Below are 23,270 nucleotides of genomic sequence, written 5' to 3' on the forward strand. Positions count from 1 at the left end.
CGAAGGAAAACAAGCATCATGGCAGTTGGTCCGGCTACTTTGCCTCAATTACATCCGGTGAAAGGGTTTCGTCTCGGTATCGCATCCGCGGGGATCAAGAAACCGGGCCGACGTGACGTGGTGCTGATGGAGCTGGCCGAAGGCAGCTCGGTGGCAGGCGTATTCACCCTGAATGCGTTTTGTGCCGCACCGGTACGGATTTGCAAACAGCATCTGGCGACATCTCCGATTCGTTACCTGCTGGTGAATACCGGTAATGCCAACGCGGGTACCGGTGAAAAGGGCATGGTGGATGCCATGGCCTGTTGTCAGGCTCTGGCCGAGCGCTGCGATGTGCCGGTTGAAGCCGTGTTGCCCTTCTCCACTGGGGTTATTGGTGAGCCGCTGCCGGTCAGCAAGATCGTCAACGTGCTGGAAGATGCCAAGGCTGATCTGTCCGAGGACAACTGGGAGCAGGCAGCCTGGGGCATCATGACCACTGACACTCGTCCCAAGGCGGCCAGCGAACAGATCGAATACCAGGGCAAAACCATTACCCTGACCGGTATCTCCAAAGGCTCCGGTATGATCATGCCCAATATGGCAACCATGCTGGGCTATGTTGCGACCGATGCCGAAGTGCCGCAGGAGCTGCTGCAGCAGTGGATGAGCAAGGTTGCAGATCGTTCATTCAACCGCATCACGGTTGACGGTGACACTTCGACCAACGACTCTTGCATGCTGGTCGCGACCGGTACCAGTGGTGTGCGTGTTGACGGCTCTGACTACGAGCTGGCGGCCCTGTTTACCGAAGCACTGGAGCGTGTGATGCTGTCGCTGGCACAGGCCATCGTGCGCGACGGCGAAGGGGCAACCAAGTTTGTCGAGGTCTGTGTTGAGTCGGCCGGGACCAGCCAGGAAGCGCTCGACGTTGCTTACACCATCGCTCACTCGCCGCTGGTCAAGACCGCGCTCTTCGCCAGTGATCCGAACTGGGGCCGTATCCTGGCCTGTGTGGGACGTGCCGGTATCGATAATCTGGATCTTGAAGCCCTGCAGATCTACCTCAACGACGTTTGTATCGTTGAAAATGGTGGTCGTGCAGCCAGCTATACCGAAGAAGCCGGTCAGGCGGTAATGGATGGCGAAGAGATTCTGATCCGCGTAGTCCTGAATCGTGGCCAGGTGACCGAACGTGTCTGGACGACTGACCTTTCCCATGATTACGTCAGCATCAACGCGGATTATCGCAGCTGATTCATGCCCAAACTGATCCACGTTGCCGCGGCCGTCATTCGTGACCGCCGCGGTCATATTCTGATTGCCCGCCGTCCTGACGATAAGCATCAGGGTGGCCTTTGGGAATTTCCCGGCGGCAAAGTGGAGCCCAATGAGCCTGTAGCAGACGCACTGGCGCGTGAACTGCAGGAAGAACTGGGTATTCAAGTCACCTCTGCCCGTCCGCTCATCCTGATTCCTCATCATTATCCCGACAAATCCGTGCTGCTGGATGTATGGGACGTCGATGGCTTTAAGGGTGAGGCGCATGGAGCAGAGGGTCAGCCGATCTGCTGGGTCGCTCCTGAACAGTTGGATGAATATGACTTCCCGGCTGCGAATACGCCAATTGTTGCGGCGGCACGTTTGCCTGAGCGAATGTTGATTACCGGTTCAGCTGCCACACAACAGGAATATGCCGAGCGTTTGCAGGCGGCTTTGGGGCAGGGTATCAAACAGGTCATGCTGAGGGCCAAGACTCTCTCCGAGTGCGAATTTGCGGACCTCTTCAAAGCATTGCTGCCATTGTGTCAGCAGCAGGGCGCATGTCTTGGCGTGAACACCTCGGTGGAGCAGGCCAATGCGCTTGGAGCCGAGCACCTGCATCTGACCTCGGAACGTCTACTGGCGCTGGGTGATCGAGCCGAATTTAACGGCCGCTGGCTGAGTGCTTCTTGTCATAACCCTGAGCAGATCCGAATGGCTGAGGAAAAAGGGCTCGACTTTATCACCCTGTCACCTGTTCAGCCGACCTCGTCCCATCCGGGAGAACCGGCTCTGGGCTGGCCATGTTTTGCCGAGTGGGTAGCTGAATGTACGCTGCCGGTTTATGCGCTGGGTGGACTGGATGAAGCCGACCTGAGCAGGGCGCGTGAGCAGGGAGCCCAGGGCATCGCGGCGATTTCGGCATGGTGGTAATCGGTACAGCGCGGCAGGCATAAAAAACGGCACACTCACTTGGAGGTGCCGTTTTTTGTTTCAGGCCAATTACGCCGAGTCTTTGGCTCTGCTTAATCCTCGATGATGCGCATGGACAGGTCGACGGCCTGGCAATGCTTGGTCAGTGCACCAATGGAAATGTAGTCCACGCCGGTGTTGGCGTAATCCAGCAGTGTTGCATCGGTAATATTGCCTGAGGCTTCCAGCTTGGCACGGCCAGCGGTCTGCTTCACTGCGGCGATCATCCGTTCAGGGCTGAAATTGTCCAGCATGACGATATCGGCACCCGCCACCAGCGCACGTTCCAGCTGCTCTTCGGTTTCCACTTCGATTTCCACCGGCTTGCCCGGGTGATTACGGCGCGCCGTCTCGATAGCCTGTTCAATGCCGCCGCAGGCCATGATGTGGTTTTCCTTGATCAGGAAGGCATCGTAGAGACCGATACGATGGTTGGAGCAGCCACCGCAGCTCACGGCGTATTTCTGCGCCATGCGCAGGCCGGGGATGGTCTTGCGTGTATCCAGCAGCGTCACAGGAGTACCGGCAACGCGCTGGGCGTATTCGTGACTCACTGTCGCGGTGCCCGACAGCGTCTGCAGAAAGTTCAGCGCTGCACGTTCACCGGTCAGCAGGGAACGTGCGGAACCTTCCAGACGGAACAGCACCTGATCGCGCTCAACCAGGTCCCCATCCTGAACCAGCCACTCCACTTTCACACTGGGGTCCACCTGGCGGAACACCTCGTCAACCCAGGCCTGGCCGCACACAACGGCGGTCTGGCGTGAGATCACCCGGGCTTTCTTCTGGTCACTGGCCGGAATCAGTTCAGCGGTAATGTCACCGTTGCCTACATCTTCCAGCAGGGCGGTGCGCACATTTTCTTCAATGATCGGTTTGAGCTCGGTCAGCGTCAGCATGGTGGCGGGCCTGTCCCTATGATGTACTATGGAGCGCGCATTTTAACGGAAATAGGACAGTCTGAGTATGCTGTCTGGCCAGAGTCTGCGAACACCCAGTCCATGGATATCATTGATCATCGTATTACGGATGCCACCTACATACCCTCGCCGAACTGCAATGAGCGCCCGGAGGGGGAAATTTCACTGTTGGTCATCCACAACATCAGCCTGCCACCGGGACAGTTCGGCGGCGGGCATGTGACCGAACTGTTTACCAACCGGCTGGATCCTGATGAGCATCCCTATTTCGCTGAAATTCAGGGAATGGAAGTGTCGGCGCACCTGCTCATCGAGCGGGACGGAACCATGACCCAGTTTGTGCCTTTTGATCGTCGCGCCTGGCATGCCGGAAAATCGATCTTTGAGGGGCGTGAGGCCTGCAATGACTTTTCCATCGGCATTGAACTGGAAGGTACCGATCATACCCCCTATACCGATGCCCAGTATGAGGCGTTGGCTGTGGTGACCCGGGCGTTGATGCGGGCCTATCCGCAGCTGACGAAAGACCGTATTACCAGTCACAGTAATATCGCCCCGGGCCGCAAGACCGATCCCGGTTCTGTCTTCGACTGGTCACGCTACCGGCGATCTCTTGGATGATCTGAGAATCGTTTTCAATTATGATATGCAACCCGTAATTCTTTCGTCCCGAGGACAGCATGGCCGCTTTGCTCAGTATTGAAGGTCTTAAATGTGCTTATCAGTCGCAGACAGTGCTGGATGGCGTTGCTCTGTCGATGGAGCAGGGCGAAATCGCCTGCCTGCTGGGACCGAGTGGCTGTGGCAAGACCACCGTATTGAGAGCCATTGCCGGCTTTATCAACCCTCAGGCAGGGGTTGTGCGTCTGGGTGAACAAGTGATCAGCAGTCCGCAGCAGGTTGTACCGCCGGAGAAGCGTGGCATGGGCATGGTGTTTCAGGACTATGCGCTGTTTCCACATCTGAGCATCGCGGACAACATCGCGTTTGGCCTGAGTAGTCTGGGCCGTAATGAAAAGCGCAAGCGCGTTCAGGAAGTGCTGGATCTGGTAGAGCTTCCTGATCTGAGCGGTCGTTATCCGCATGAACTCTCCGGTGGCCAGCAGCAGCGTGTTGCTCTGGCGCGCGCACTGGCCCCCAACCCCCGTCTGCTGTTGATGGATGAGCCTTTCTCCAACCTGGATACCGATCTGCGACGTCAGCTGTCTCAGGAGGTACGCCATATCCTCAAGCAGCGTGATATTGCGGCGATCATGGTGACCCATGATCAACAGGAAGCCTTCACCATCAGTGACAAGATCGGCATCCTCTCGGCAGGCAAGGTGCAGCAGTGGGGAACTCCCGAAGCCCTGTATTTCCAGCCGGCGACCCCGGAAGTGGCTGCCTTTGTCGGCAAGGGCGAACTGTTCAGTGGTCGTGTGCTGGAAACCATGGCTGTCGAAACAGAGCTTGGGCTGCTGGAGTTTGCCGAGCCTTTGGGCGTGGATGGCGGCTGTGACGTTCAACTCTTCCTGCGTCCCGGTGACCTCTATCTGAGCCATGAGGGAGGTGTGCCAGGCGTCATTCTCAGCTCCGAGTTTCAGGGCAGCCAGGTGCTCTACCGTCTGCGTCTGGGGTCCGGACGTGAAGTCGAAGTGCTGGAGCAGGGCTTGCACCGTTATGCTGAAGGTGAGCAGCTGAGCGTGCACGTAGCGGTTCACCGTCCTATCGTTTTTTCTTCCTGTCCTATCCGTTGACCCCGATCCGCTGAAGCAGGCTTGGCACAGAGCCTGCGAAAGACACCCCGAATACCCATTTTTCAGGGCTAAGGATAGGGGGTAGTGCATGCCTGAAGCGCATTTTCGACTGGATTCATGGTCTGAAATGGTTCAGTATCAAACGATTATGGATATTGTGTTGCAGGAAACTGTGCCTGCACTCTCATACCTGTACGCATGCTTGTTTTCAACGGAGGAAAATGGCTGTGACTCATCGATTTTCTCGTAAAGTCAGTTGGTTAAAATCCTCGCACGAGCTGTTTGCTTGAGTAAAAACACGCATGTCTATAATGTTAAATGGCTTCGATCTGGCAAGGAGTAGTTAGAATTTATGAAAGGGAAAGTTACCCTGTGGAAAGATGATAAGGGCTTTGGGTTCATACAGCCTGATGACGGTTCTGAGCAATTATTTTTCCATGTTTCCAGCGTTAAGACTAATGCTAGGAGGCCCCAAGTCGGCGATCGAGTTCTTTACGAGCCAATGCGTGACTCTCAGCAAAGGCTTAAAGCCAAAGGTGTCGTGATCGAAGGCGTAAAGAAAAGCTCAAGTACATCTCCGGTAAAACGCCCAATTGAAATCGAACCGCCGAAGAAAAACATTGTTGATTACGTTTCAATCCTGGTTGCCTTGATATCGATTGCTGCCGCCGGTTTTGAGTTTTACAGCTCAAGCGCAATAGAGAGCAGCTGGCCTTTTGTTATCCCTGCGGTTATTTCTTTTTTTATCTTGAACCGCCAGAAAAAACCAAGAGAAAAATCGTTTTCATGTTCACGTTGCCGCAAAATAGCGGAATATGACGCACGAACAATACAGGCTTGGAATAATGGCTTCACCAAACTGTATTGTGGACCTTGCCACCATCAATGGCTCAAGGACAACCCGAGGCATCAGCAGGGCGCAATGCATAATCAGGGGCGTGGTTGCCTTGGGGTGTTGGCTCTCTTGGTAATTATGCCGGTTTTAGGGGGTATAGGTTTGTATCAGTGGCTGGCATGAGCAGCCGTTTAACAAATCATACAACTACAGCCCTTCGAGCTTGGAGCTCCAAACCGCTGTGCAGTTTGGAGACCCAGCAGGGCGTCGTAAACCTTAGACCAGAGAGACAGCATAAATGATAGATGAAAAGGATGAATTTACTCGCTACAGGGAGAAGGCTAAAGCCCAATCATCAAAGGCGGTGCTTCAAGGCTTTCTGGATTTGATGAAGCATGAAATGCATTTGAGAAGTGAAGACGTTCAGCCCTCACACAGCTTCTGGTATCACCGCCCAACCCGAGACTTTCCGCCGAAATCCATTCGCTATCCATCAGACTATGATGGCAGTGATCGATTGAATATTGTTTGCACACAGACAGAGCTTAAAGCCGGAGAGCAAAAGAAACTGGTTGAATCCTGGTGTGAAGTATTGCCGAGTCTGGATAAGGTTGAATATGTCTGGTTTTCATCGAGGGCAAATCAAGAACTCTTTGATGCGGTATGTGATATGAAGTCACTGAAAGGGCTTTATATAAAGTGGAGTGGTATTAAATCGATCGATAATATCGTGAGGGCGAAGGGACTCAAGTATCTTCATATCGGTAGTTCTCCATCGCTGGCACCGCTGGAACCTCTAGGAGACTTGCCAAGTCTTGAATGGTTAGAGCTGGAAAACATAAAAGCCTGCTCGGACCTGTCATTTGTCAGGCAGCTTACAGGTCTCAAGGGTCTTTCTATTGCCGGTGATGGCAACAGTATCAAGTACCTGAAGGCTAAAACTCTGGAGCCGATGACGGCCCTGCAAGATCTTTACTGGTTATCCCTCGGTACGTTTATGGTCGAGGAGGATGGACTTTTGCCGCTTGCCAAGCTTGGAAAACTTAAATACCTGTCCATCAGTAATAAATATAAATTCGAAGAGGTGGCCGCTCTTGCCGGAGCAAGGCCTGATATTGAATGTGATCTGTTTGAACCTGTTTCGGGTGTTTATGATTTCTTTGCGTGTAAAAAATGTGGCGAGAAAAAAATGGTATTGCCTACAGGCAAAGGCAAGCTATGGATGTGCCAAAGCTGTGATGCAGTGAAAATTCAAAAGCACAGAGATCAGTTCAATAAGATTGCCAGTCAGTATCTAAAGTGGTCATCCAAAAGGTAAAAGCTGTTCCTTAGAGGAATCCACATATTTCCTCGGGAACTGTCCAAACACCAAAATGGACGGTGATAGTGATGGCGTACCCTGTGAAAGGCAGTTCGGTCGTTGATGTGACGGCTTGGGTCAAGTGTGGCTATTCAACATGACACGCAATGGGATTTGTTGGCTTGACGCTGCTGTTGTGCCCTTGGTCGCCATTCATGTCGGTTCCATGCGGGTTTCTGTCATAGCCTGCACGTGTCTTTTCCCGTTTGCCAGGCACAAAGGTAACATAGACTTCCTGTTCCATTCCCAACACTGACAAACAGGAGCATCTATGAAAGTCATGATCGATCTCTGTGTCATCCCGATCGGCGTCGGTGTCTCGGTGTCCGAGTATGTCACGGCCTGCCAGCGCGTGCTGGAGGAAGCGGGGCTTGAGCACCAGTTGCATGCTTACGGAACCAATATCGAAGGTGACTGGGATGAGGTGATGGCGGCGGTGAAGCGCTGTCATGAAGTTGTCCATGCGATGGGGGCGCCGAGGATCAGCTCGTCCATGCGTCTGGGGACCCGGGTTGATCGGGAGCAGAGCATTCAGGATAAAATTCAAAGTGTGACCGACAAGCTGGCCGCCGATTGAGCGTTACTGTGAATAATGACTCCATGAGCAAGCCCAAAAAATCAAACTATCTCAGCGGCTACAGCCCGCAGGTTCAGCAGCAGGCACAGGCATTGCTGGATAATGAGCAGTCCGGTGCCTGGTTGCTGAAGAAGTATCCTCAGCCGCATGACCTGGTGTCAGAAAAGACGCTGTATGACTATGCCCAGAGGATCAAAAGCCAGTACATGCGCAGCTCTTCGCCGATCAGCAAGGTGATCTACGACGACAAGATCCACATCATTAACAATGCACTGGGTCTGCATACCTATGCATCGCGGGTGCAGGGCAAGAAGCTGAAATCGAAAAACGAGATTCGGATCTCCTCCCTGTTCCGCAAGGTGCCCGAGCCGTTCCTGCGTATGATTCTGGTACATGAGTTGGCGCACCTGCGCGAGAAGGAGCACGACAAGGCGTTCTATAACCTCTGCTGTCACATGGAACCGGATTACCACCAGCTGGAGTTCGAGCTGCGCCTGTATCTTTGCCATCGTGACCGCTTTGGCGATCTTTGGTGACCTTTAAGGGAGGGGGAAGGACACCAGTGTCATGCCCGAGTCTGGAATGGGTTGGGCGCATAAATGCAGTTCTCCGTTTTAAGATGATAGTCCCGCTTGTTTATGTGGACTTTGCTGCATAGAATCGCAGTTACATTTATGGGATTGCGCTCTTATGACCAAGGATGCAATTGACCATGAATTTTTCTTGGGAGCTATCAGAAATGCGTAATCTCTTTCTCAGTCTTTTGATGTTTGCAACCTTTTTAATAACCCCGATTGCTCATGCTGATAAAGCGGCAGTAGCGATTGGCAAGGTGGATATCCTCGGTGGGCAATTGCAGGTGATTCGCAATGGCGAGACCGTTGCGTTGAAACTTGGGGATACAGTATATGAAGGTGATGAACTCAAAACCGGAGATAATTCTTTTGCCAAAATTACCTTGACCGGTGATGAAACCAACAATGTTAATCTGGGCAAGAATGCCTGGCTGAAAATGAGTGCTTACAGGGTGGCCGAGTCAGGCGACATGCTGGGTGGGCATTTTGAAGCTGTTTCAGGCTTCTTCACCATGTCTTTGTCCAGGCTAACAGAAGGGGCTGACTTCAGCTTTGGCACAAACGTTGCGACGCTGAATGTTCACGGTACCTCTTGGGCAATTGATACGGCAGGCAATATGATCTGTACTTCCGGTCAGTTGGTGATCACCCACGCCGCCACGGGTAAGAAATATACGGTTAATCCGGGTCAGATGTTCAGCCTGAGAGGGTTTAAGAATAATCCGGTGGTTTCTGATGCTCCCGCAGCCATAATGGCTGCCGTTAAACAAACCACGGTACCCTATACGGTCATCAATCAGACAACTACCAAAGTTTTGCACGACCGTTTGGGTGGGGAAGCCGATGGTCGAGCTGAGGCGTCAATTGATCTTCGGACCGGTAATCTTTTTATGAACTCCGAGTTTGAGAGTGCGATGGAGTTTGCCGGTACAGAAATTTTTGCAACGGGCAAAAAAATGGACACATCCGGTGGCACTTCCAATGTTATCGGTGACGATACATTCTCATCGCCTGGGTCGAGCACTGTAACGTCCGCATCTGAATCTTGAATGGGTCATCGGATGTTGCACTTGGGCTAAAGCATTAACGCCTTTATCCCTCTTGCTGGCGTTCGTGTCTGCCTGAGTTAGACTGTTCAGCATTCAGGCAAAGGGAGTGTCGGATGCTGAACAAACTCAATTTTCGTCACCTGTATCATTTCTGGGTGGTGGCCCGAGAGGGCAGCATGGCCAAGGCCAGTCAGATACTCGATCTGGCACCGCAGACACTGAGCAGTCAGGTGGCGACGCTGGAAAGCGAGATTGGCGGTCTGCTGTTTCGACGTGAGGGGCGGGGGCTCCGGCTGACCGATCTGGGCCTGACGGTGCAACGTCATGCAGATGAAATCTTTGATGCCGCCGAGGCGTTGCAGCAGGTACTGAACATGCCGGCTGATGAACGCCCTTTGCGGCTCGCTGTCGGTATTTCAGCATCGATTCACAAGCTCATCGCCTGGCGTCTGATAGAACCCGCGCTTCAGTTGGATCGAGCGCTCAATCTCAGCTGCGAGACAGGCCGTACGCCCAACCTTCTGGAAGACCTCAAGCGCCACGATCTGGATATTGTCCTGACGGATCGCCCTCCAATACTGGAAGCGGATAGCCGACTCCATATGCATGAACTGGTCAGCTCTCCGATGAGTCTCTTCGCAGCGCCGTTGCTCGCACAGTCCTTGAAGGACGGCTTTCCAGACAGCCTCGATGGTCAGCCATTCCTGGCTAATGCCGTTGAAGCGCCTTACGTGAACCAGTTAATGCAGTGGTTCGATGATGTGGGCGTCAGGGTTTCGATCCGTGCAGAGGTCGATGACAGTGCGCTGATCAAGGTGTTTGGACACCATGCGATGGGCTTTTTCGCGGCGCCCTCAGTGATTGCGGACGAGGTATGTCGGCAGTATCAGGTAGAGTGGGTTGGAGAGGTTCAGACTGCTCAGGATCGGCTTTATGCCATTACTCGGGGGGCTCAGCCATCGCACCCGGCGGTTCAAGCCATTTGTCAGACTCGGTGGCAAGATTGATCGAAAAAATCTGATATTTGAGATTAATAAATCTGCTTTTTTCTTGGTTGTTCCTTGTCCATGATGAGTTTGTGATCAAAGAGACGAGGAGTCCGACCATGAAAGCGATTCACAAATACCGCCTTGAAGCGTCAGACAGTGCGAATACCCTGCATCTGAAGGAAGGTTACCGAGTCGTGCGGTTTGAGTACCTGATGGCCGAAAAAGGGCTCTTCATGTGGGTAGAGGAGCCGCTGAGAGCAGATGTGCCGCTCTGTGAAGCCTGTTTCAGAGTTGCAATGACCGGCAAGCCGGTGGCCATGGAGTACGAATACATGGATACCGCGCTGGATCCTTTCGGACCTGAAGCCTACCATCTGTTCCGCATTGCAGTGGCCAGTCGTGAGCGTACTAAGCCTGAGCCGAAGCTCGTAAGGCATGCAGCGGCCTGATTCACTGCGAACCAGCCAATAAAAAACCCCGGGTGGTCAGCCACTCGGGGTTTTTTAATCTCAGCAGCCGAAAGCGCGTCAGGCATCCTGAAGCAGACCGGCAAAACGCTCGTGCAGTTCACCGAACTGCCAGGCGAAAGGCAGGGTGAGCCATTCCAGTTCCAGTGCCTGCAGTGCAGCTGGTGTAGGCTCGTCATCCTGCTGGGCCAGAGCCTGATTCAGGCGCTCCATCTGGTATTCCATGCGCAGGGCTTCGTCACTCTCGGGTGAGGGGACGCCCAACAGAATTTCAAGACGAATGCAGAGCTCACGCGCCTGACGATCTGACAGTACCAGCTGCTGCTCGATGGAGCGGGTCCCGGCGCTGATAAGGCGGATTGCTTCAAGTCGCTGTCCAATGCGCTCGCGCCAGAAGTCGCCCGGTGACGGACCTGTAATGGCTTCAGTCAGCAGGGTGGCAAGCGTTTCACTGCTGCCGTTATTGGCCAGTTCTTCTTCGGCCTGTTCAGCCAGGACGGCCAAGCGTTGCAGAGCGTCCACGGCGACGTCGGCCAGAGGCTGACGTGCTTGTTCGGAAGCCTGTTTGCGCTGGTGCCGAGCCTCTTCCTTGCGCGTTTCCTTGAGGCGACCAAAAATCTGGTCACAGGCCTCGCGGAAGGCTTGCCACAGGGCTCTTTCCCGGCTGCGGAAGGTGGGGCCTGCTGCTTTCCACAGCTTCTGTAACTGTTTGGCCTCATCAGCGGCGGCATTAATGTCTTCGGCCTCTGCCAGCTCGACTGCCCGGGCAATCAACTGCTCTTTGATGTCGGCACAGTGTTGGCGGTGTTCCTTGATGTGGTGGTCCAGCTCACGGAGCAGGGTGTTGAACTCCTGTTGCAGTGGCTTGCCCGGGGCCCGGTCAACCGGCGTGTAACGACGCCACTCTTCACGGGCGGCGCGGCTGACTGCTTCCACGGCAGGCCAGTCGGCCTGGTTCCAGTCCATCTGGTGCAGGTAGGTGCGTAGCTGGGTGCAGATCTGTTGGCGCTGGGCCAGGTTGAATTCTCGCTGCTGCCGCTGAGCCTTGAACCATGTCTGGCAAGGTGCGTAGGCTTTTTCGCCCGCTTCCTGAAAGCGCTTCCACAACTTCTGTGAATGCACGGAGTCGGTTGCGTCGATCTGCTTCCACTCCAGCTGCAGGGCTCTGACCTGGTCTGCCAGTTCCTGCGGCGGCAGTTCGGCACCAATCAACGCTTCCATCTGTTCGCACAAGGATTCTTTCTTGCCAGCGGCAGCGAATCCCTGCCAATCATGCAGCTCGGCCAGTCGTGCATTCAGCAGCCGATAGTGGTTATCCAGCGCATCCGGGAGCAGTACGTTAAGTTTTTCGATGCGTTTGCCGACGGACTGATGCAATCGGTTGGCATCGGCCAGATTGCCGCTGTCGATCGCCTGCTCAAGCTCAGTCAGCTGGTCCCGGATGGCCGTTTCCTGCTGACGGGCTTCCTGGCTGAGCGCATTCTGCTGCTGCTTGAGCTCGTCAGCCAGCGCATGAAGTTGCTGCAGGGCTTCAGGGCGGGGTTCGCTGCTCGGCCAGTCCACCAGGGCGAGCAGCTCCCGAATCTTGCGCAGGCGTTTGGTCAGCGGCTGGTCATCCTGCTGGAGCAACTGTGCAATGGTCTGGCTCTGTTGCTCCAGTCGAGCACGGGCGGATGCCAGCGTTGCCAGGTTGTCATAAGACTCTTGCCATTGTTGTTGTAACTGGCTCGGAAGCTGTTGTGCCAATGCTTGCCATTTCGCCTGAAGTTCAGTCAGAACCCATTGCATCTGATCGGTGGATTGTGATTCCGTAGCGGCGAGTTGATCGAGCAGCGATTTGGCCTGGTCTTCGCGTGCCTGTTGTTCCGCCCGCTCGCGGGCGGCTTGGGCCTCTGCTTCAGCCTTCCGATTCAGACGCTGTTCGATGGTGTGCTTGAGGTTGTCGAAGGTCTGCTGTTCATTGCCTTCGATATTGGGCTGTTGCTGCCACTCCTGGTAAAGCGCCTGGGCACGCGCCTGCAGAAATTGGGTGTCCTCGGTGGTTGCCAACTGGTGCAGCTGGGTCAGCAGTTGCTGACGACGAAGGCTGGCTTCGGCCTGAAGTCTCGATTGTTCTCGCAGGCTGTTCAGCTTATCCCGACTGATCCTGTGAACAGCCTTGTCACGTCCCCGCGTAGCACGCTGCACCTGTTCCAACAGGGTAGCATCTTCAATGCGCTGAACGGCTTCTTTGCGAATGTTGGCCAACCGTGCATGCAGGGCAATTTGCAGCAGTACAGATTCGTCATTGATGTTGTTGAGTGTACCTGTCTCCAGCTGGGCATTGTTGCTGTTGATGATGATCTGAGTACGTGCGGAATCGTCATTGATCAGTTCAAGCAACTGGCAGAGACTGTTCGGGTCCTCGTCGCCATTGAGACATTGACTGACACGTATGCCCGCCTGTTCGCGGATTTCGGCGTCGTCAGACTGGCGCAGTACCATCAGCAGCGAATCCTTGTCAGCCAGCCGTTGAACGGCTTGTAAGCGGACCTGTCGATTGCTGTCGCTCAGGGCTAGCTGGCAAAGAATACCGGCCTGCTCAGGATGGTCCGGACGCAGCTTGTTGACTGCAGAAGCACGTACTTCCGGATTTGAATGGCGCCACTTGGGCTTGAACAGGTTTGCAAACATCAGTCACCACTACCAGAGGAGAGTCCCGGCATCCGAAATCCTGAATGCTCGAGCGGGCCATTATTCTACCGGTCAGTGGAGTGCAAGGAAAAGCCTTGACAGACGCTGAATGGGGTCAAGTTATTCGGGACGGTTGTAATTAAATGCTCAAATCCAGCTGCTGAACGGTGCCGACCTGCCCATCCTCGGATAGGTAAATACTGCTGGATCGGATCACCCCCAGCCGATTTTCCTCAAGGTCCGGGGTCAATGAAAACTCGGTACTGCTATGGTGGAGCCAGATGGCGCCTACGTTGCTGGAGCCAAGCGTCATGAGCTGCCCCTGTCCGTCAGCGGTTGGAGACCAGAGACGCAAGTGTGAAAAAATGCTGTCGCCCTCATCAATAAAGCCGTTTCCATCGCTGTCGTACTCGGATAACTCGACAAACCCATTACCGCTGAGTGCTCCAAACATTTCACGGCCGTCATTGATCTGCCCGTCACCGTTCCGATCCAGCACCAGGAATGCATTTTGGCCTGCAAGCGTGGGTACATCGTCCGCTTTGCCGTCCAGATCCAGGTCGAACTTGAAACGTGTGTTGCTCAGTTCAGTGGCTGTGCCGTCAAAGTTGAGTACCAGTGGGTCGGAAAGACGGGCACCCAGTCGCAGCATTTGATGCTGCTCGATGGATACGGAGCGAGCCATGTTGAGTTCAATCTCTAAATCGATCGTCTGACCGTCACGGGTCTGGATTCTGCCGTTGACGGCAAAGCGAGTCTGCTCGGACTCACGGATGGTCTGAGAGCGTTCAAGCTCAACGCCGATTGCGGACTGTACCGGCGGGGAAGAGGGTGAGACGCTGTCTGGGGTGAAAGCAGGCTCGTGACCACCATTGGTGCGCAGCTGATCCGGGTTGATCAGCATGACCTTGATTTCTTTCCCGGTGATCGCCTTGTGCAGCCTGACTATCAGTTCAAGTTTCAGTCGATCTTTTGTCTGAATCAGGTTTTGAGGGTCGTCTATGCCACCAATTGAAGAGGGTTGTGTTTTGCCGGCCATGTCGGTGGCAGACGAGGCAGGGCTGGCAGCGTGGGCGCGCAGGGCCATCGCGCTGTAGGTGTTCAGCTCGCGCTGGCTGGCCGCACTGGTTTCGAAAACCACATCAACACGCCGGTTACCGGTCTCAGAGTCAGTGCTGACACGCCCTACACGCAGAGCGGTCTGTTCTGATTCGCTGCGGCTGTAGCTGCGTTCACTGGTTGACTGCAGGCTGTGCTGCTTGATCTGCATTGCCGATACCTCTGTTGTTTATCCTCAGGGGTATCGGCCAGAGGCGGCTGAAATTTAGCCAGCAGTTCAGGCGGGCAGCAGCTCAACATCACCATCGGTATAGACCCAGTGACCTTCCTCACGCTCGAAGCGGGAGCGTTCATGCAGGATGGCACTGCCTTCAGGGCTGTCAAAGGCGGCCTTGAACTCGACGACACCACTCTGATCGCTGGCCGAACCGGCAACGGTATCCAGAATTTCCAGTCCGGTCCATGTGGTGACCTGGGTCTGTTCCGAAAGCAGCTCGGCATCCCGGGGATTGCGTTTGCGTGAGGCAGTGGTGTTGATCAGATAGTCGATGGCACCCAGAACAAAGGCGGTGTAGCGGGAGCGCATGAGTGCTTCAGCAGTGGCTGCCGGCTTGCGTCCGGAAATGGCCGGTTCGCAGCAGAAACTGAAAGGCTTGCCCGAGCCACAGGGGCAGCGGGTGTCCAAATCCTTGTTATCGGTCAGCATACGGATGATCCATTGGGGTTGAGATGTTAATCTGAGACGTTCAGACCGATCTAAACATTCCCCTTACGAAAAGTCGAGACAGATAACCGATGGCGGGCGAGCAGAACGAGACCTTTTACTGGCACGATTACGAAACGACGGGCATTGATCCGGCCCGAGACCGCCCCCTGCAGTTTGCCGGTATTCGCACCGATGCCGACTTCAATATCATCGGCGAGCCCCTGATGCTCTATTGCCGTCCCTCCGAAGATGTTTTGCCTCACCCACAGGCATGCCTCGTGACAGGGATTACCCCGCAAACGGCACTGCAGGAGGGCGTGAGCGAGGCCGAGTTCATAGCCCGCATCCATGCCGAGCTGGCAACACCGGGCACCTGTGGCGTGGGCTATAACAGTTTGCGCTTCGATGACGAAGTGACTCGTTACACGCTGTATCGCAATTTCTATGACCCTTACGCCCGCGAGTGGCAGAACGGCTGTTCCCGCTGGGATATTATCGACATGCTTCGTCTGACTCGGGCTCTGCGCCCGGAAGGTATCGTCTGGCCTGAGTATGAAGATGGCCGTCCCAGCCTGCGACTGGAAGACTTGACCAAAGCCAATGGCATCGATCACGGTCATGCCCATGATGCGCTGTCGGATGTCTATGCCACCATCGCGGTTGCCAGACTGATCAAGGAACGGCAGCCGAAGCTGTTCGATTTCGTGCTGCGTAACCGCGGCAAACGGACCGTTCAGGCGCTGCTGGATGTGGCGCGGATGAAGCCGGTGCTGCACATTTCGTCCCGGTATCCCACCGAATGGGGAAATGCGGCCATCGTGGCGCCTGTCGCCAACCATCCCAGTAATCGCAACAGCACACTTGTCTGGGACTTGCGTGAAGACCCGACGCCCCTGTTCGAGTTAAGCGTCGCACAGCTGCGGGAACTGATCTATACCCGCCATGATGAACTGCCGCCCGGAGCACCGCGGATTGCACTCAAGCAGGTGTTGGCGAACAAGTGCCCGATCATCGCGCCGGCAGGGATGTTGACCAAAGTTGAGGCGGATCGTCTTGCCATCGATGGCGATACCTGTCGTCGTCACCTGCAAATGTTGCGCAATGAAACTGGAATTGCGGCGAAAGTGGCCGATATATTCAATGACGGTGGCCCCCAATCGGATGGGGATCCGGATCATATGCTCTACAGCGGCGGCTTTTTCTCTGACCATGATCGTGCACTGATGGAGCAGGTACGTGCTGCAGAACCGATGGCGTTGACCGAACTGGACCTGCCGTTTCAGGATGCCCGTCTGGAAGAGATGCTGTTGCGTTATAAGGCACGCAATTTCGAGTATACGTTGAGCGAGGAAGATGCTCTGCGCTGGGAAGAGTATCGCAGCCGCAAGCTGCTGCAGGGGGAAGGGGGCTGCTACAGCCTGCCCCAGTTGTTCAAGGATCTGAATGAGCTTGCCCAGGATCCGCAGCTATCGGATCGCGACCGCCACATACTGGAGGAACTGGCACTCTATGCCGAGTCGATCTACCCGGGTGATTTTTTCTAGGCGCTGTCAGCTGCTCTGCGTCTGTCTGCTGGGGCTGGGCTGCTCTGTCGGTCTGATGGCAGAGCAGCCGATTCCCTACAAGGTAACCAGCGTTGACCAGTTTTCCACGGGTCGAGTGCACGGTCGTGACGTCTATGAGGGCAAGGACCGTGGTAACCAGGACTGGGAGCCTATGAACGAGGTCTCCTACGCTGATAACGATCGACAAGAGCTGCCGGTGCAGGTTGTTCATCCCTCGGAGCCTCCACCGGTTCAGCAGGTCGTCGTTCAGCCCGAGCGCAAAATCGTATTGGCCGGTGAAGACAAGATCTTTGATCGCATCCGGCTCGATCTGGATATCCAGCGCTGTATTTTCCAGAACATCTGTACCGATGAGGTCAAGGCGATCCCCGGGGGCTATATGGGGGACGATCAAGAGGAAGGCGGTGACTGGACCGGGCGTGCAGACGCTATGCTGGAAATGATCAGTGAGGGCGGCGAAGCCGAGGAGCAATTGCCTGAAGGGCCTGGCAATCGGGCGCCGGGACGGGTCTTCGTCGAAGAGCCCGCCAAAACGCCCTGATCCGTTTTACTCGAGTGGAAGTCCCAACTGTTCGTGCTTGAGAGCATTCAGCCGGACATCATCATCCAACTGTGCCTGTTGCTTTACATTTTCTTCAACGGTGGTGCCAAAGTTGCGCACCAGCAACTGGCGTGACATCAGGCTTTCCATCATGGTGCTCAGTTCCTCACGGCTTAGGCTGAGGGTATGCTCGCTGAGGCGGGCGCGGGTATCGAATTCGAAATTTTCCCGGTCCAGTTCTCGCCAGTAGCGTTCGGTGCGCTCGTTCAGGTTGGTATCACGCTGGTTGATCCGTGACAGCAGGCTTTGTTTGTAACGCTGAAGCTCTTCCTTGCTGATTTTCGCCAGCATGGCCGAGATATCTTGCAGAAAGCGGTTATATTCCGTCGCCAGAACGAACGGATCGGTGTTGGGTGATTGCACCACCAGAGCCATGCCCGCCCGCTCGCGAACCGGCAGAAAGTTGGCAAAAACGATGTAGCCGTACTGTTTTTCCGTTCGCAGGCGCGAATAGAAGGGCGTAGAAGCGATTTCGCTGATCAGCGCCACAGCCGCTCGAGTACGGAGGTCCTCATCAGGGCCCTGCAGGTAGAGCAAAGCTGAAGCATCGCCATGCTCGGTGAGGAAGGTATCGATCAGCGGCTCGCTTTCAGGCAACGAGAGTACGTGGGGCGGTTCGGCCAGCCAGCCGAGCTGGGCGGGCTGCAGGGTTTTGCTGACCTGCTGTGCCATGGTGATGGCCGTGTCCTTTGACAGATTGCCGTGCGCCAACAACCTCAGCCCTGCAGGTTCCAGCAAGCGCGGGTAAAACTGCTGCAGATCCTCAATGTTGATGCTCTTCAGAGCCGTCAGCTTTTGCTCACGGGTCCAGCTGCCCACCAAGTGATTGTACAGGTGGTTAAAGGCCTGATTGTACGGTTTCTCCTGGGCGCTGTTTTCCAGTTCTTCGCGCAACTGGTCGTGGATGCGGTCAAAGCGTGTCTCATCCAGTATCGGGTTGCGCATGGCCGTGACCAGTGTCTCCAGCAACAGGGGTTGCTTGTCACTGAAACCACTGAGCTTCAGGCTGATGCCTTGCATGTGCGGGTAGAGGCTGACACCAAGTCCCGCCAGCGCTGCGTCGTACAGCGGTTCGTTCAGCTGATCCATGACCATGCGAGTGTAGAGGTGAGCCAGCATGGTGTTGTGTGCTGACTGATTGGCGACGGGAGACAGCAGACTGAAATAGAAGTCTGCTTTGGGGCGCTGGAATTCGTTGTCCGGCAGGTACCAGAGCACTGAACCCGGCTTGGACCAGATTGCTTGCGGATGCGCAAAGTCTTCAGTCGCGATGAGCTCAAGCTTGTCAGCGACATAGGGATTGCGCTTGCGAACGTGGAGGCGCTCGTCCATTTCGGGTGCTTGCCACAGGGCAAGGCGCGCTTCATCGATCGGTTTAATTGAATAGGCTGTCTGGTAGCGGGGTTCCACCTGATCGGTGGGCAGGTCTTGACCTTCCAGTGTCAGCAGCAGGTTGTCAGGGCGCATCTGATCCAGATAGTGCTGGATCAGCTCGGCATCGAATTCTCCGAAGTAATAATCGGCCTTGAGCAGATAGGGGACAGGGTAATGCTGCAATGCCTGAGACAGGCGCATGACTTCATGAACCGGGTCACCTGGCATGCGGAAGCGAAACTGAACTTCAGCCAGTTGGCGCTCTTCAGCAAAGAGTTCGGCGTTGATGCCTTCCTGGCGCAAGGTTTCGATGAACGCAAAGGTGTCAGTTGCGATCTGGTCCACGGCGTTCCAGCCCGCCTCGGTCAGTTCCATCTGGATCTGGAACATGGCCTGGCCGGGCAGGTCCAGAGCTGGAGAGGCGGACAGGCTGCGTACCCAGCCCTTCTCCTTGAGCAGCGAAAGCAGACTGCCGCTGCCTTCGTAGCCGATCAGGCTGCTGAGGTAATAGAGAGGTTTCTGCTGCCAGTGCTCGCGGATTGGAGGCATGGGAAAGCTCAGGCTCAGCAAGCGTGTTTCTCGCAGGGTTTCGATATTGAGTTGAGCAGGCAGACGGCCCTCGACAAAGAGTGGTGCCTGATCGACAAAAGGAGCAGCATTTCTGTTTTCCACAGCTGAAAATGCGCGCCGAGCCAAGCTTTCCAGCTGTTCAACCGGCTGTGGACCGATCATCGCGAGCGTCATCAGGTTGGCCGAGTAGTAGCGTTTGTAGAACTCGATCAGCTCATGGCGAATATGGCTGTCATCCGAATTGGCGAGCGTTTCCAGACTGCCAACTGCAAAGCGGCTGTAATGATGCTCGGGGTTGAGTACCTGCTTCTGCGCCTCGAAACTGCGGCGGCTGTCTTCCCTGAGTTTGGCCTGATATTCAGAGTGTACTGCATGACGTTCCCGGTCGACATACTCGGCCGTGAACAGTGGGGCTATGAAAAACTGGGCAAAGCGGTCAAGCGCTTCGGGCAGGGCGCTGGCTTCGACATCGAAAAAATAGTTGGTGTTTTCATAGGCGGTGAAGGCGTTATGACTGCCCCCTTGCGAGCTGATGAACTTTTGATAGCTGTCGGCTTCCGGGTATTTCTCCGTACCAAGAAACAGCATGTGCTCAAGGAAGTGTGCCAGTCCTGGGCGCTCGGCAGGGTTGGCATTGGAGCCTACCGAAACGTTAAGCGAGACCGCTGCCTTGTCGGTACGCGGATCGGATATGACGACCACTCTCAGTCCGTTCTCCAGCTGCAGATAGCGGTATTCACGGGTATCCACAGGTGCAGTGATGATTTCGGCCCGCAATGGCAGAGAGAGCCAGGTGAGCAGCAGAAGCAGCAGAAAAGCCAATGGGAGACGAAGACGGAGCATATTCCCTCACTTGAAGTTATACGGTCTCTGAACATTTTGGGACAGCCGCAGGCACGGGCAGTTCAATTCAAGGGTGCAGTGCGATGCCCGTTTTATACCGTCGTGGATGCAGAGGACGCAGACAGTCGATACAATCAGTCAGAGTTTACAGGATAGGAAACTGACGGATGAACCGTGAAAAGGTGATCTTTGCGTTTTTCATTGTGCTGGCACTGACGCTGAACTTCGGCTTTGTCCTGGGGGATCTGGACAATGTCGACCACCACGATGTGTTTGAACTGTTTGCAGCACTGGTGGTGAGCCTGATCTGTACCGTGCTGAAGTTTGGCGATCGTACTCATCTTGGGGCACTGATGCTGGCAACCAGTCTGGTGGCGGACGTTCAGTTGATCATCGCTGCGGTTTTCTGGGGCTATGGCGAGCAAGTGGCGGCGACCGGGATGACACCGAAAATGATGGCCAGCGTGGTGTCTTTTGCTGCCGGCGCAGCAGTGGCGAACCTGATCTCGGTTATCCTGCTGGTGGTGGAAACCGCTTTGATACGGCGCTGAGCGCATGAATAACCTGGTTTTCCTGTTCATGCGGCGCTTGCGTGCGCCGCTGATCACGCTGATCACCGTCTACGCGATCACCGTGTTTGGCATGACGCTGATCCCCGGTCGTGATGCTGAGGGTAACATCTGGTACATGGATTTCTTCCATGCCTTCTACTTCGTCTCCTTCATGGGGACGACCATAGGCTTCGGCGAGATTCCCTATGAGTTCACCGATGCCCAGCGAATGTGGGTCACCCTGTCGATCTACGCCACGGTCATCAGCTGGCTCTATGGCATCGGTCAGACGCTTGCCGTGCTGCAGGAGCCGATGTTTGGCCGCCTCATGCGGCTGCGTGGGTTTACCTCACACGTACGTAATCTGCGCGAGCCGTTCTATCTGGTATGCGGCTACGGCGTGACCGGCAGCATCGTGGTCAAGAGGTTAATCGACCGTGGTGTCCGCGTGGTCGTGGTTGATATCGAACAGGACCGTATCGATGCGCTGGAACTGGATAATCTGGTGATTCCGGTGCCTGCGCTCTGTGCCGATGCCTCGCTGCCGGATATCCTCGACCACGCCGGTCTGCAGCATAAGCAGTGCATTGGCGTATTGGCGCTGACCAACAATGACAACGTCAACCTGTCGATTGCGATTGCCAGTAAGCTGCTTGCCCCGAGGCGACAGGTGATCACCCGCACCAATTCGGAAGTGACAACGGCGAACATGGCTTCCTTCGGAACTGACATGATCGTTGATCCCTTTCGTGCGTATGCTGACTACATGGCGCTGGCGGCTCGCTCTCCGCACAAGCTACTGGCCTATGACTGGTTGATGAACCCGCATCACCGCACTCTGTCCAGTGTCTACAAACATGCCCCCGGGCGCTGGATCATCTGTGGCTACGGCCGTTTTGGTCGTGCCCTGGCAGCCGCTTTTTCAGCTGAAGAGATGGACATGACCATTATCGACCCGAGTCCCGGCAGCCTGGCGCCGCTGAGGAACGCGGTGGTCGGGGTGGGTACCGAAGCTCATACACTGATGGATGCGGGTGTGGATACAGCCGTAGGTATTATCGCCGGTACCGGCAATGATGCCGATAACCTGTCCATTATTATGACGGCGCGTGAGCTTAACCCCAGGCTGACCACGGTCGTGCGTCAGAACCTGCATCAGAACGCTCTCGTTTTCCGTAACAGTCGGTGTGACTTTGTGATGGAGCCCGGCAGAATCATCGCCAATCGCATTCTGGCCCAGCTGAAAACGCCCCTGTTGCCGCTGTTTCTGGAGCATCTGCAGCACAAGGATGATGTCTGGGCGCACACATTGGTCAATCGCATGAGCAGCGTGGTGGGGGATCGGGAACTCGATAGCTGGTCTGTTCAGGTCACGCCAGAGACGGCTCCTGCCGTAACGACTATGCTGGCCCAGCGGCCGGTGTCCTTGCGCTACCTGAGCAAGGATCCACGTCAGCGTGATCGCATGCTTCCCTGTTTCCCGCTGCTGTTGAAAACCGCTGGAGGTGTTCACCTGCTGCCGGGAGAACTGCACGCGATCAATGTTGGTGATGAGCTGCTGTTTTGTGGCCTGGCAGCGGCCAAGCGTCAGATGGAGTGGAGTGTTAATAACTACAACGTGCTTCACTACCTGCTGACCGGTGAAGATCCGCCTCATACCCTGCTTGCCCGGTTGTTGCGCCGGAACAAACAAGAGACCCTTTGATGCCCTACCTGCTGTTGATACTGACAACCCTGTTCTGGGCTGGCAATTTCGTGCTGGCGCGCGCCATTCACCTTGATATGCAGCCCTTTACCCTGGCCTTCCTGCGCTGGGCACTGGCACTGCTGATCATCGCGCCCTGGTGGCTGCCCCGTGCCTGGAAAATGCGCCAGACCCTGAAGGCCAACCTGCCCGTACTTGCTGTACAGGGCATTCTCGGTGTGGCCTGTTTCAATACGCTGGTCTACTTCGGCGTTCAGTACACACAGGCATCCAATGCCATGTTGATGCAGTCGGCAGTGCCACTGATGATTCTGCTGCTGGGTGCGCTGATGTTTGGTGAGCGGGCGAGCGGGCGCCAGTGGCTGGGGGTCGTGCTTTCCCTGGGCGGCGTAATGGTACTGGTCAGTCGCGGTCAGCTGGAGGTGCTGACGGGATTTGCCTTCAACGAAGGCGACCTGTGGATCTTTCTGGCCATGCTCAGCTGGTCACTGTATACGATCAGCCTTCGCTGGCGCCCGGCAGTGCTTGATGGTTTGACCTTCTTCGGTTTCTCGGTGCTGGTCGGTGTTGTCGTACTCTTTCCCCTGATGTTGTGGGAGCAGGGTGGACGATTTGTTGTCCCCACCACGGAACCCTTTCTGCTGACTGTACTCTATATGGCCATATTTCCGTCGATCCTGTCGTTCCTGTTCTGGAACCTGGGGGTAGAGCGGCTGGGAGCTGCAACAGCCGGACTGTTTATCCATCTGATGCCGATGTTCGGGCTGTTGCTGGCGACCGTGTTTCTGGGGGAAAGCCTGGGGCTTTATCACCTGGTCGGAATTCTGCTGATCTTTACCGGACTTTATATCGCAATACTGGCGCAATCCCTGCGCCGGTTAAGCAAAACCACTTGAGGAGA

General features: G+C 55.3%; 21 protein-coding genes and 1 pseudogene. 17 read left to right on the forward strand and 5 right to left on the reverse strand.

The genetic code is table 11. From position 1 onward, the window contains the following. Positions 1–18 precede the first annotated feature (18 nt). Positions 19–1,236: a bifunctional glutamate N-acetyltransferase/amino-acid acetyltransferase ArgJ gene (gene argJ, locus LN244_RS05285; RefSeq protein WP_239041802.1), complete on the forward strand. Its 1,218-nt coding sequence runs from the start codon at positions 19–21 to the stop codon at positions 1,234–1,236. 3 nt (positions 1,237–1,239) lie between these two features. Beyond that, positions 1,240–2,175, forward strand: coding sequence for a Nudix family hydrolase (locus LN244_RS05290; protein ID WP_239041803.1), 936 nt, complete (start codon positions 1,240–1,242; stop codon positions 2,173–2,175). Between the two features lie 92 nt (positions 2,176–2,267). Here LN244_RS05290 and nadC read toward each other — a convergent pair whose 3' ends face one another. Beyond that, positions 2,268–3,113, reverse strand: coding sequence for a carboxylating nicotinate-nucleotide diphosphorylase (nadC, locus tag LN244_RS05295; protein ID WP_239041804.1), 846 nt, complete (start codon positions 3,111–3,113; stop codon positions 2,268–2,270). Between the two features lie 102 nt (positions 3,114–3,215). Here nadC and ampD point away from each other — a divergent pair, with 102 nt between their 5' ends. From ampD to LN244_RS05345, 10 genes and pseudogenes are all read left to right on the forward strand, one after another. After that, positions 3,216–3,755 (forward strand): 1,6-anhydro-N-acetylmuramyl-L-alanine amidase AmpD, encoded by a 540-nt coding sequence (ampD, locus tag LN244_RS05300; RefSeq protein ID WP_239041805.1) that lies wholly within the window; start codon positions 3,216–3,218, stop codon positions 3,753–3,755. A gap of 59 nt (positions 3,756–3,814) precedes the next feature. Beyond that, positions 3,815–4,870: an ABC transporter ATP-binding protein gene (locus LN244_RS05305; RefSeq protein ID WP_239041806.1), complete on the forward strand. Its 1,056-nt coding sequence runs from the start codon at positions 3,815–3,817 to the stop codon at positions 4,868–4,870. Between the two features lie 352 nt (positions 4,871–5,222). Further along, entirely contained in the window at positions 5,223–5,888 is a 666-nt protein-coding gene (locus LN244_RS05310; protein WP_239041807.1) for a cold shock domain-containing protein, read from the forward strand. Between the two features lie 115 nt (positions 5,889–6,003). Continuing rightward, complete coding sequence (locus LN244_RS05315) at positions 6,004–7,023, forward strand: leucine-rich repeat domain-containing protein (protein WP_239041808.1); 1,020 nt, start codon at positions 6,004–6,006, stop codon at positions 7,021–7,023. 22 nt (positions 7,024–7,045) lie between these two features. Beyond that, positions 7,046–7,129, forward strand: a pseudogene (locus LN244_RS05320) (excalibur calcium-binding domain-containing protein); the annotation flags it as partial. A gap of 207 nt (positions 7,130–7,336) precedes the next feature. Continuing rightward, positions 7,337–7,642, forward strand: coding sequence for an MTH1187 family thiamine-binding protein (locus LN244_RS05325; protein WP_239041809.1), 306 nt, complete (start codon positions 7,337–7,339; stop codon positions 7,640–7,642). Positions 7,643–7,665: 23 nt separating this feature from the next. Further along, on the forward strand, positions 7,666–8,178 hold the full coding sequence (locus LN244_RS05330; protein ID WP_239041810.1) for a M48 metallopeptidase family protein: 513 nt from the start codon (positions 7,666–7,668) through the stop codon (positions 8,176–8,178). 176 nt (positions 8,179–8,354) lie between these two features. Further along, positions 8,355–9,266: a hypothetical protein gene (locus tag LN244_RS05335; RefSeq protein ID WP_239041811.1), complete on the forward strand. Its 912-nt coding sequence runs from the start codon at positions 8,355–8,357 to the stop codon at positions 9,264–9,266. Positions 9,267–9,379: 113 nt separating this feature from the next. After that, positions 9,380–10,273: a LysR family transcriptional regulator gene (locus LN244_RS05340; protein WP_239041812.1), complete on the forward strand. Its 894-nt coding sequence runs from the start codon at positions 9,380–9,382 to the stop codon at positions 10,271–10,273. 98 nt (positions 10,274–10,371) lie between these two features. Then, positions 10,372–10,704, forward strand: a complete 333-nt coding sequence (locus LN244_RS05345; protein WP_239041813.1) for a DUF7352 domain-containing protein — start codon at positions 10,372–10,374, stop codon at positions 10,702–10,704. A 78-nt stretch (positions 10,705–10,782) separates the two neighbouring features. On the opposite strand, the gene LN244_RS05350 is transcribed toward LN244_RS05345, so the two are convergent. The 3 genes from LN244_RS05350 to LN244_RS05360 form a co-directional block, all read right to left on the reverse strand. Then, the gene (locus LN244_RS05350; RefSeq protein WP_239041814.1) at positions 10,783–13,395 is read right to left on the reverse strand and encodes a DUF349 domain-containing protein; all 2,613 of its coding nucleotides are present in this window, start codon (positions 13,393–13,395) and stop codon (positions 10,783–10,785) included. Between the two features lie 139 nt (positions 13,396–13,534). Next, positions 13,535–14,665 (reverse strand): EF-hand domain-containing protein, encoded by a 1,131-nt coding sequence (locus LN244_RS05355; protein ID WP_239041815.1) that lies wholly within the window; start codon positions 14,663–14,665, stop codon positions 13,535–13,537. Between the two features lie 66 nt (positions 14,666–14,731). Continuing rightward, positions 14,732–15,160 carry a YchJ family protein gene (locus LN244_RS05360; RefSeq protein ID WP_239041816.1) on the reverse strand — a complete coding sequence of 143 codons (429 nt, stop codon included), beginning with the start codon at positions 15,158–15,160 and terminating at the stop codon, positions 14,732–14,734. Between the two features lie 89 nt (positions 15,161–15,249). Between LN244_RS05360 and sbcB the strand changes: the two genes are divergently transcribed. Continuing rightward, positions 15,250–16,704 (forward strand): exodeoxyribonuclease I, encoded by a 1,455-nt coding sequence (gene sbcB, locus LN244_RS05365; protein WP_239041817.1) that lies wholly within the window; start codon positions 15,250–15,252, stop codon positions 16,702–16,704. Next, positions 16,670–17,266: a hypothetical protein gene (locus LN244_RS05370; RefSeq protein WP_239041818.1), complete on the forward strand. Its 597-nt coding sequence runs from the start codon at positions 16,670–16,672 to the stop codon at positions 17,264–17,266. Before sbcB ends, LN244_RS05370 begins: the two co-directional genes overlap by 35 nt. Before the next feature lie 6 nt (positions 17,267–17,272). Here the strand turns inward: LN244_RS05370 and LN244_RS05375 are convergent, their stop codons facing one another. Next, on the reverse strand, positions 17,273–20,113 hold the full coding sequence (locus LN244_RS05375; protein ID WP_239041819.1) for an insulinase family protein: 2,841 nt from the start codon (positions 20,111–20,113) through the stop codon (positions 17,273–17,275). Positions 20,114–20,280: 167 nt separating this feature from the next. Between LN244_RS05375 and LN244_RS05380 the strand changes: the two genes are divergently transcribed. Genes LN244_RS05380 through LN244_RS05390 form a run of 3 tightly spaced genes read left to right on the forward strand, consistent with a single transcriptional unit; the run spans position 20,281 to position 23,265 of the window. Next, positions 20,281–20,664, forward strand: coding sequence for a DUF6394 family protein (locus LN244_RS05380; protein WP_239041820.1), 384 nt, complete (start codon positions 20,281–20,283; stop codon positions 20,662–20,664). Between the two features lie 4 nt (positions 20,665–20,668). Next, entirely contained in the window at positions 20,669–22,369 is a 1,701-nt protein-coding gene (locus LN244_RS05385) for a potassium channel family protein (protein WP_239041821.1), read from the forward strand. Beyond that, positions 22,369–23,265, forward strand: coding sequence for a DMT family transporter (locus LN244_RS05390; RefSeq protein ID WP_239041822.1), 897 nt, complete (start codon positions 22,369–22,371; stop codon positions 23,263–23,265). Before LN244_RS05385 ends, LN244_RS05390 begins: the two co-directional genes overlap by 1 nt. Positions 23,266–23,270: the final 5 nt, after the last annotated feature.

Origin of the sequence: Marinobacterium sediminicola (assembly GCF_022343685.1) — a bacterium.
GTDB classification, from domain to species: Bacteria; Pseudomonadota; Gammaproteobacteria; order Pseudomonadales; family Balneatricaceae; genus Marinobacterium; species Marinobacterium sediminicola.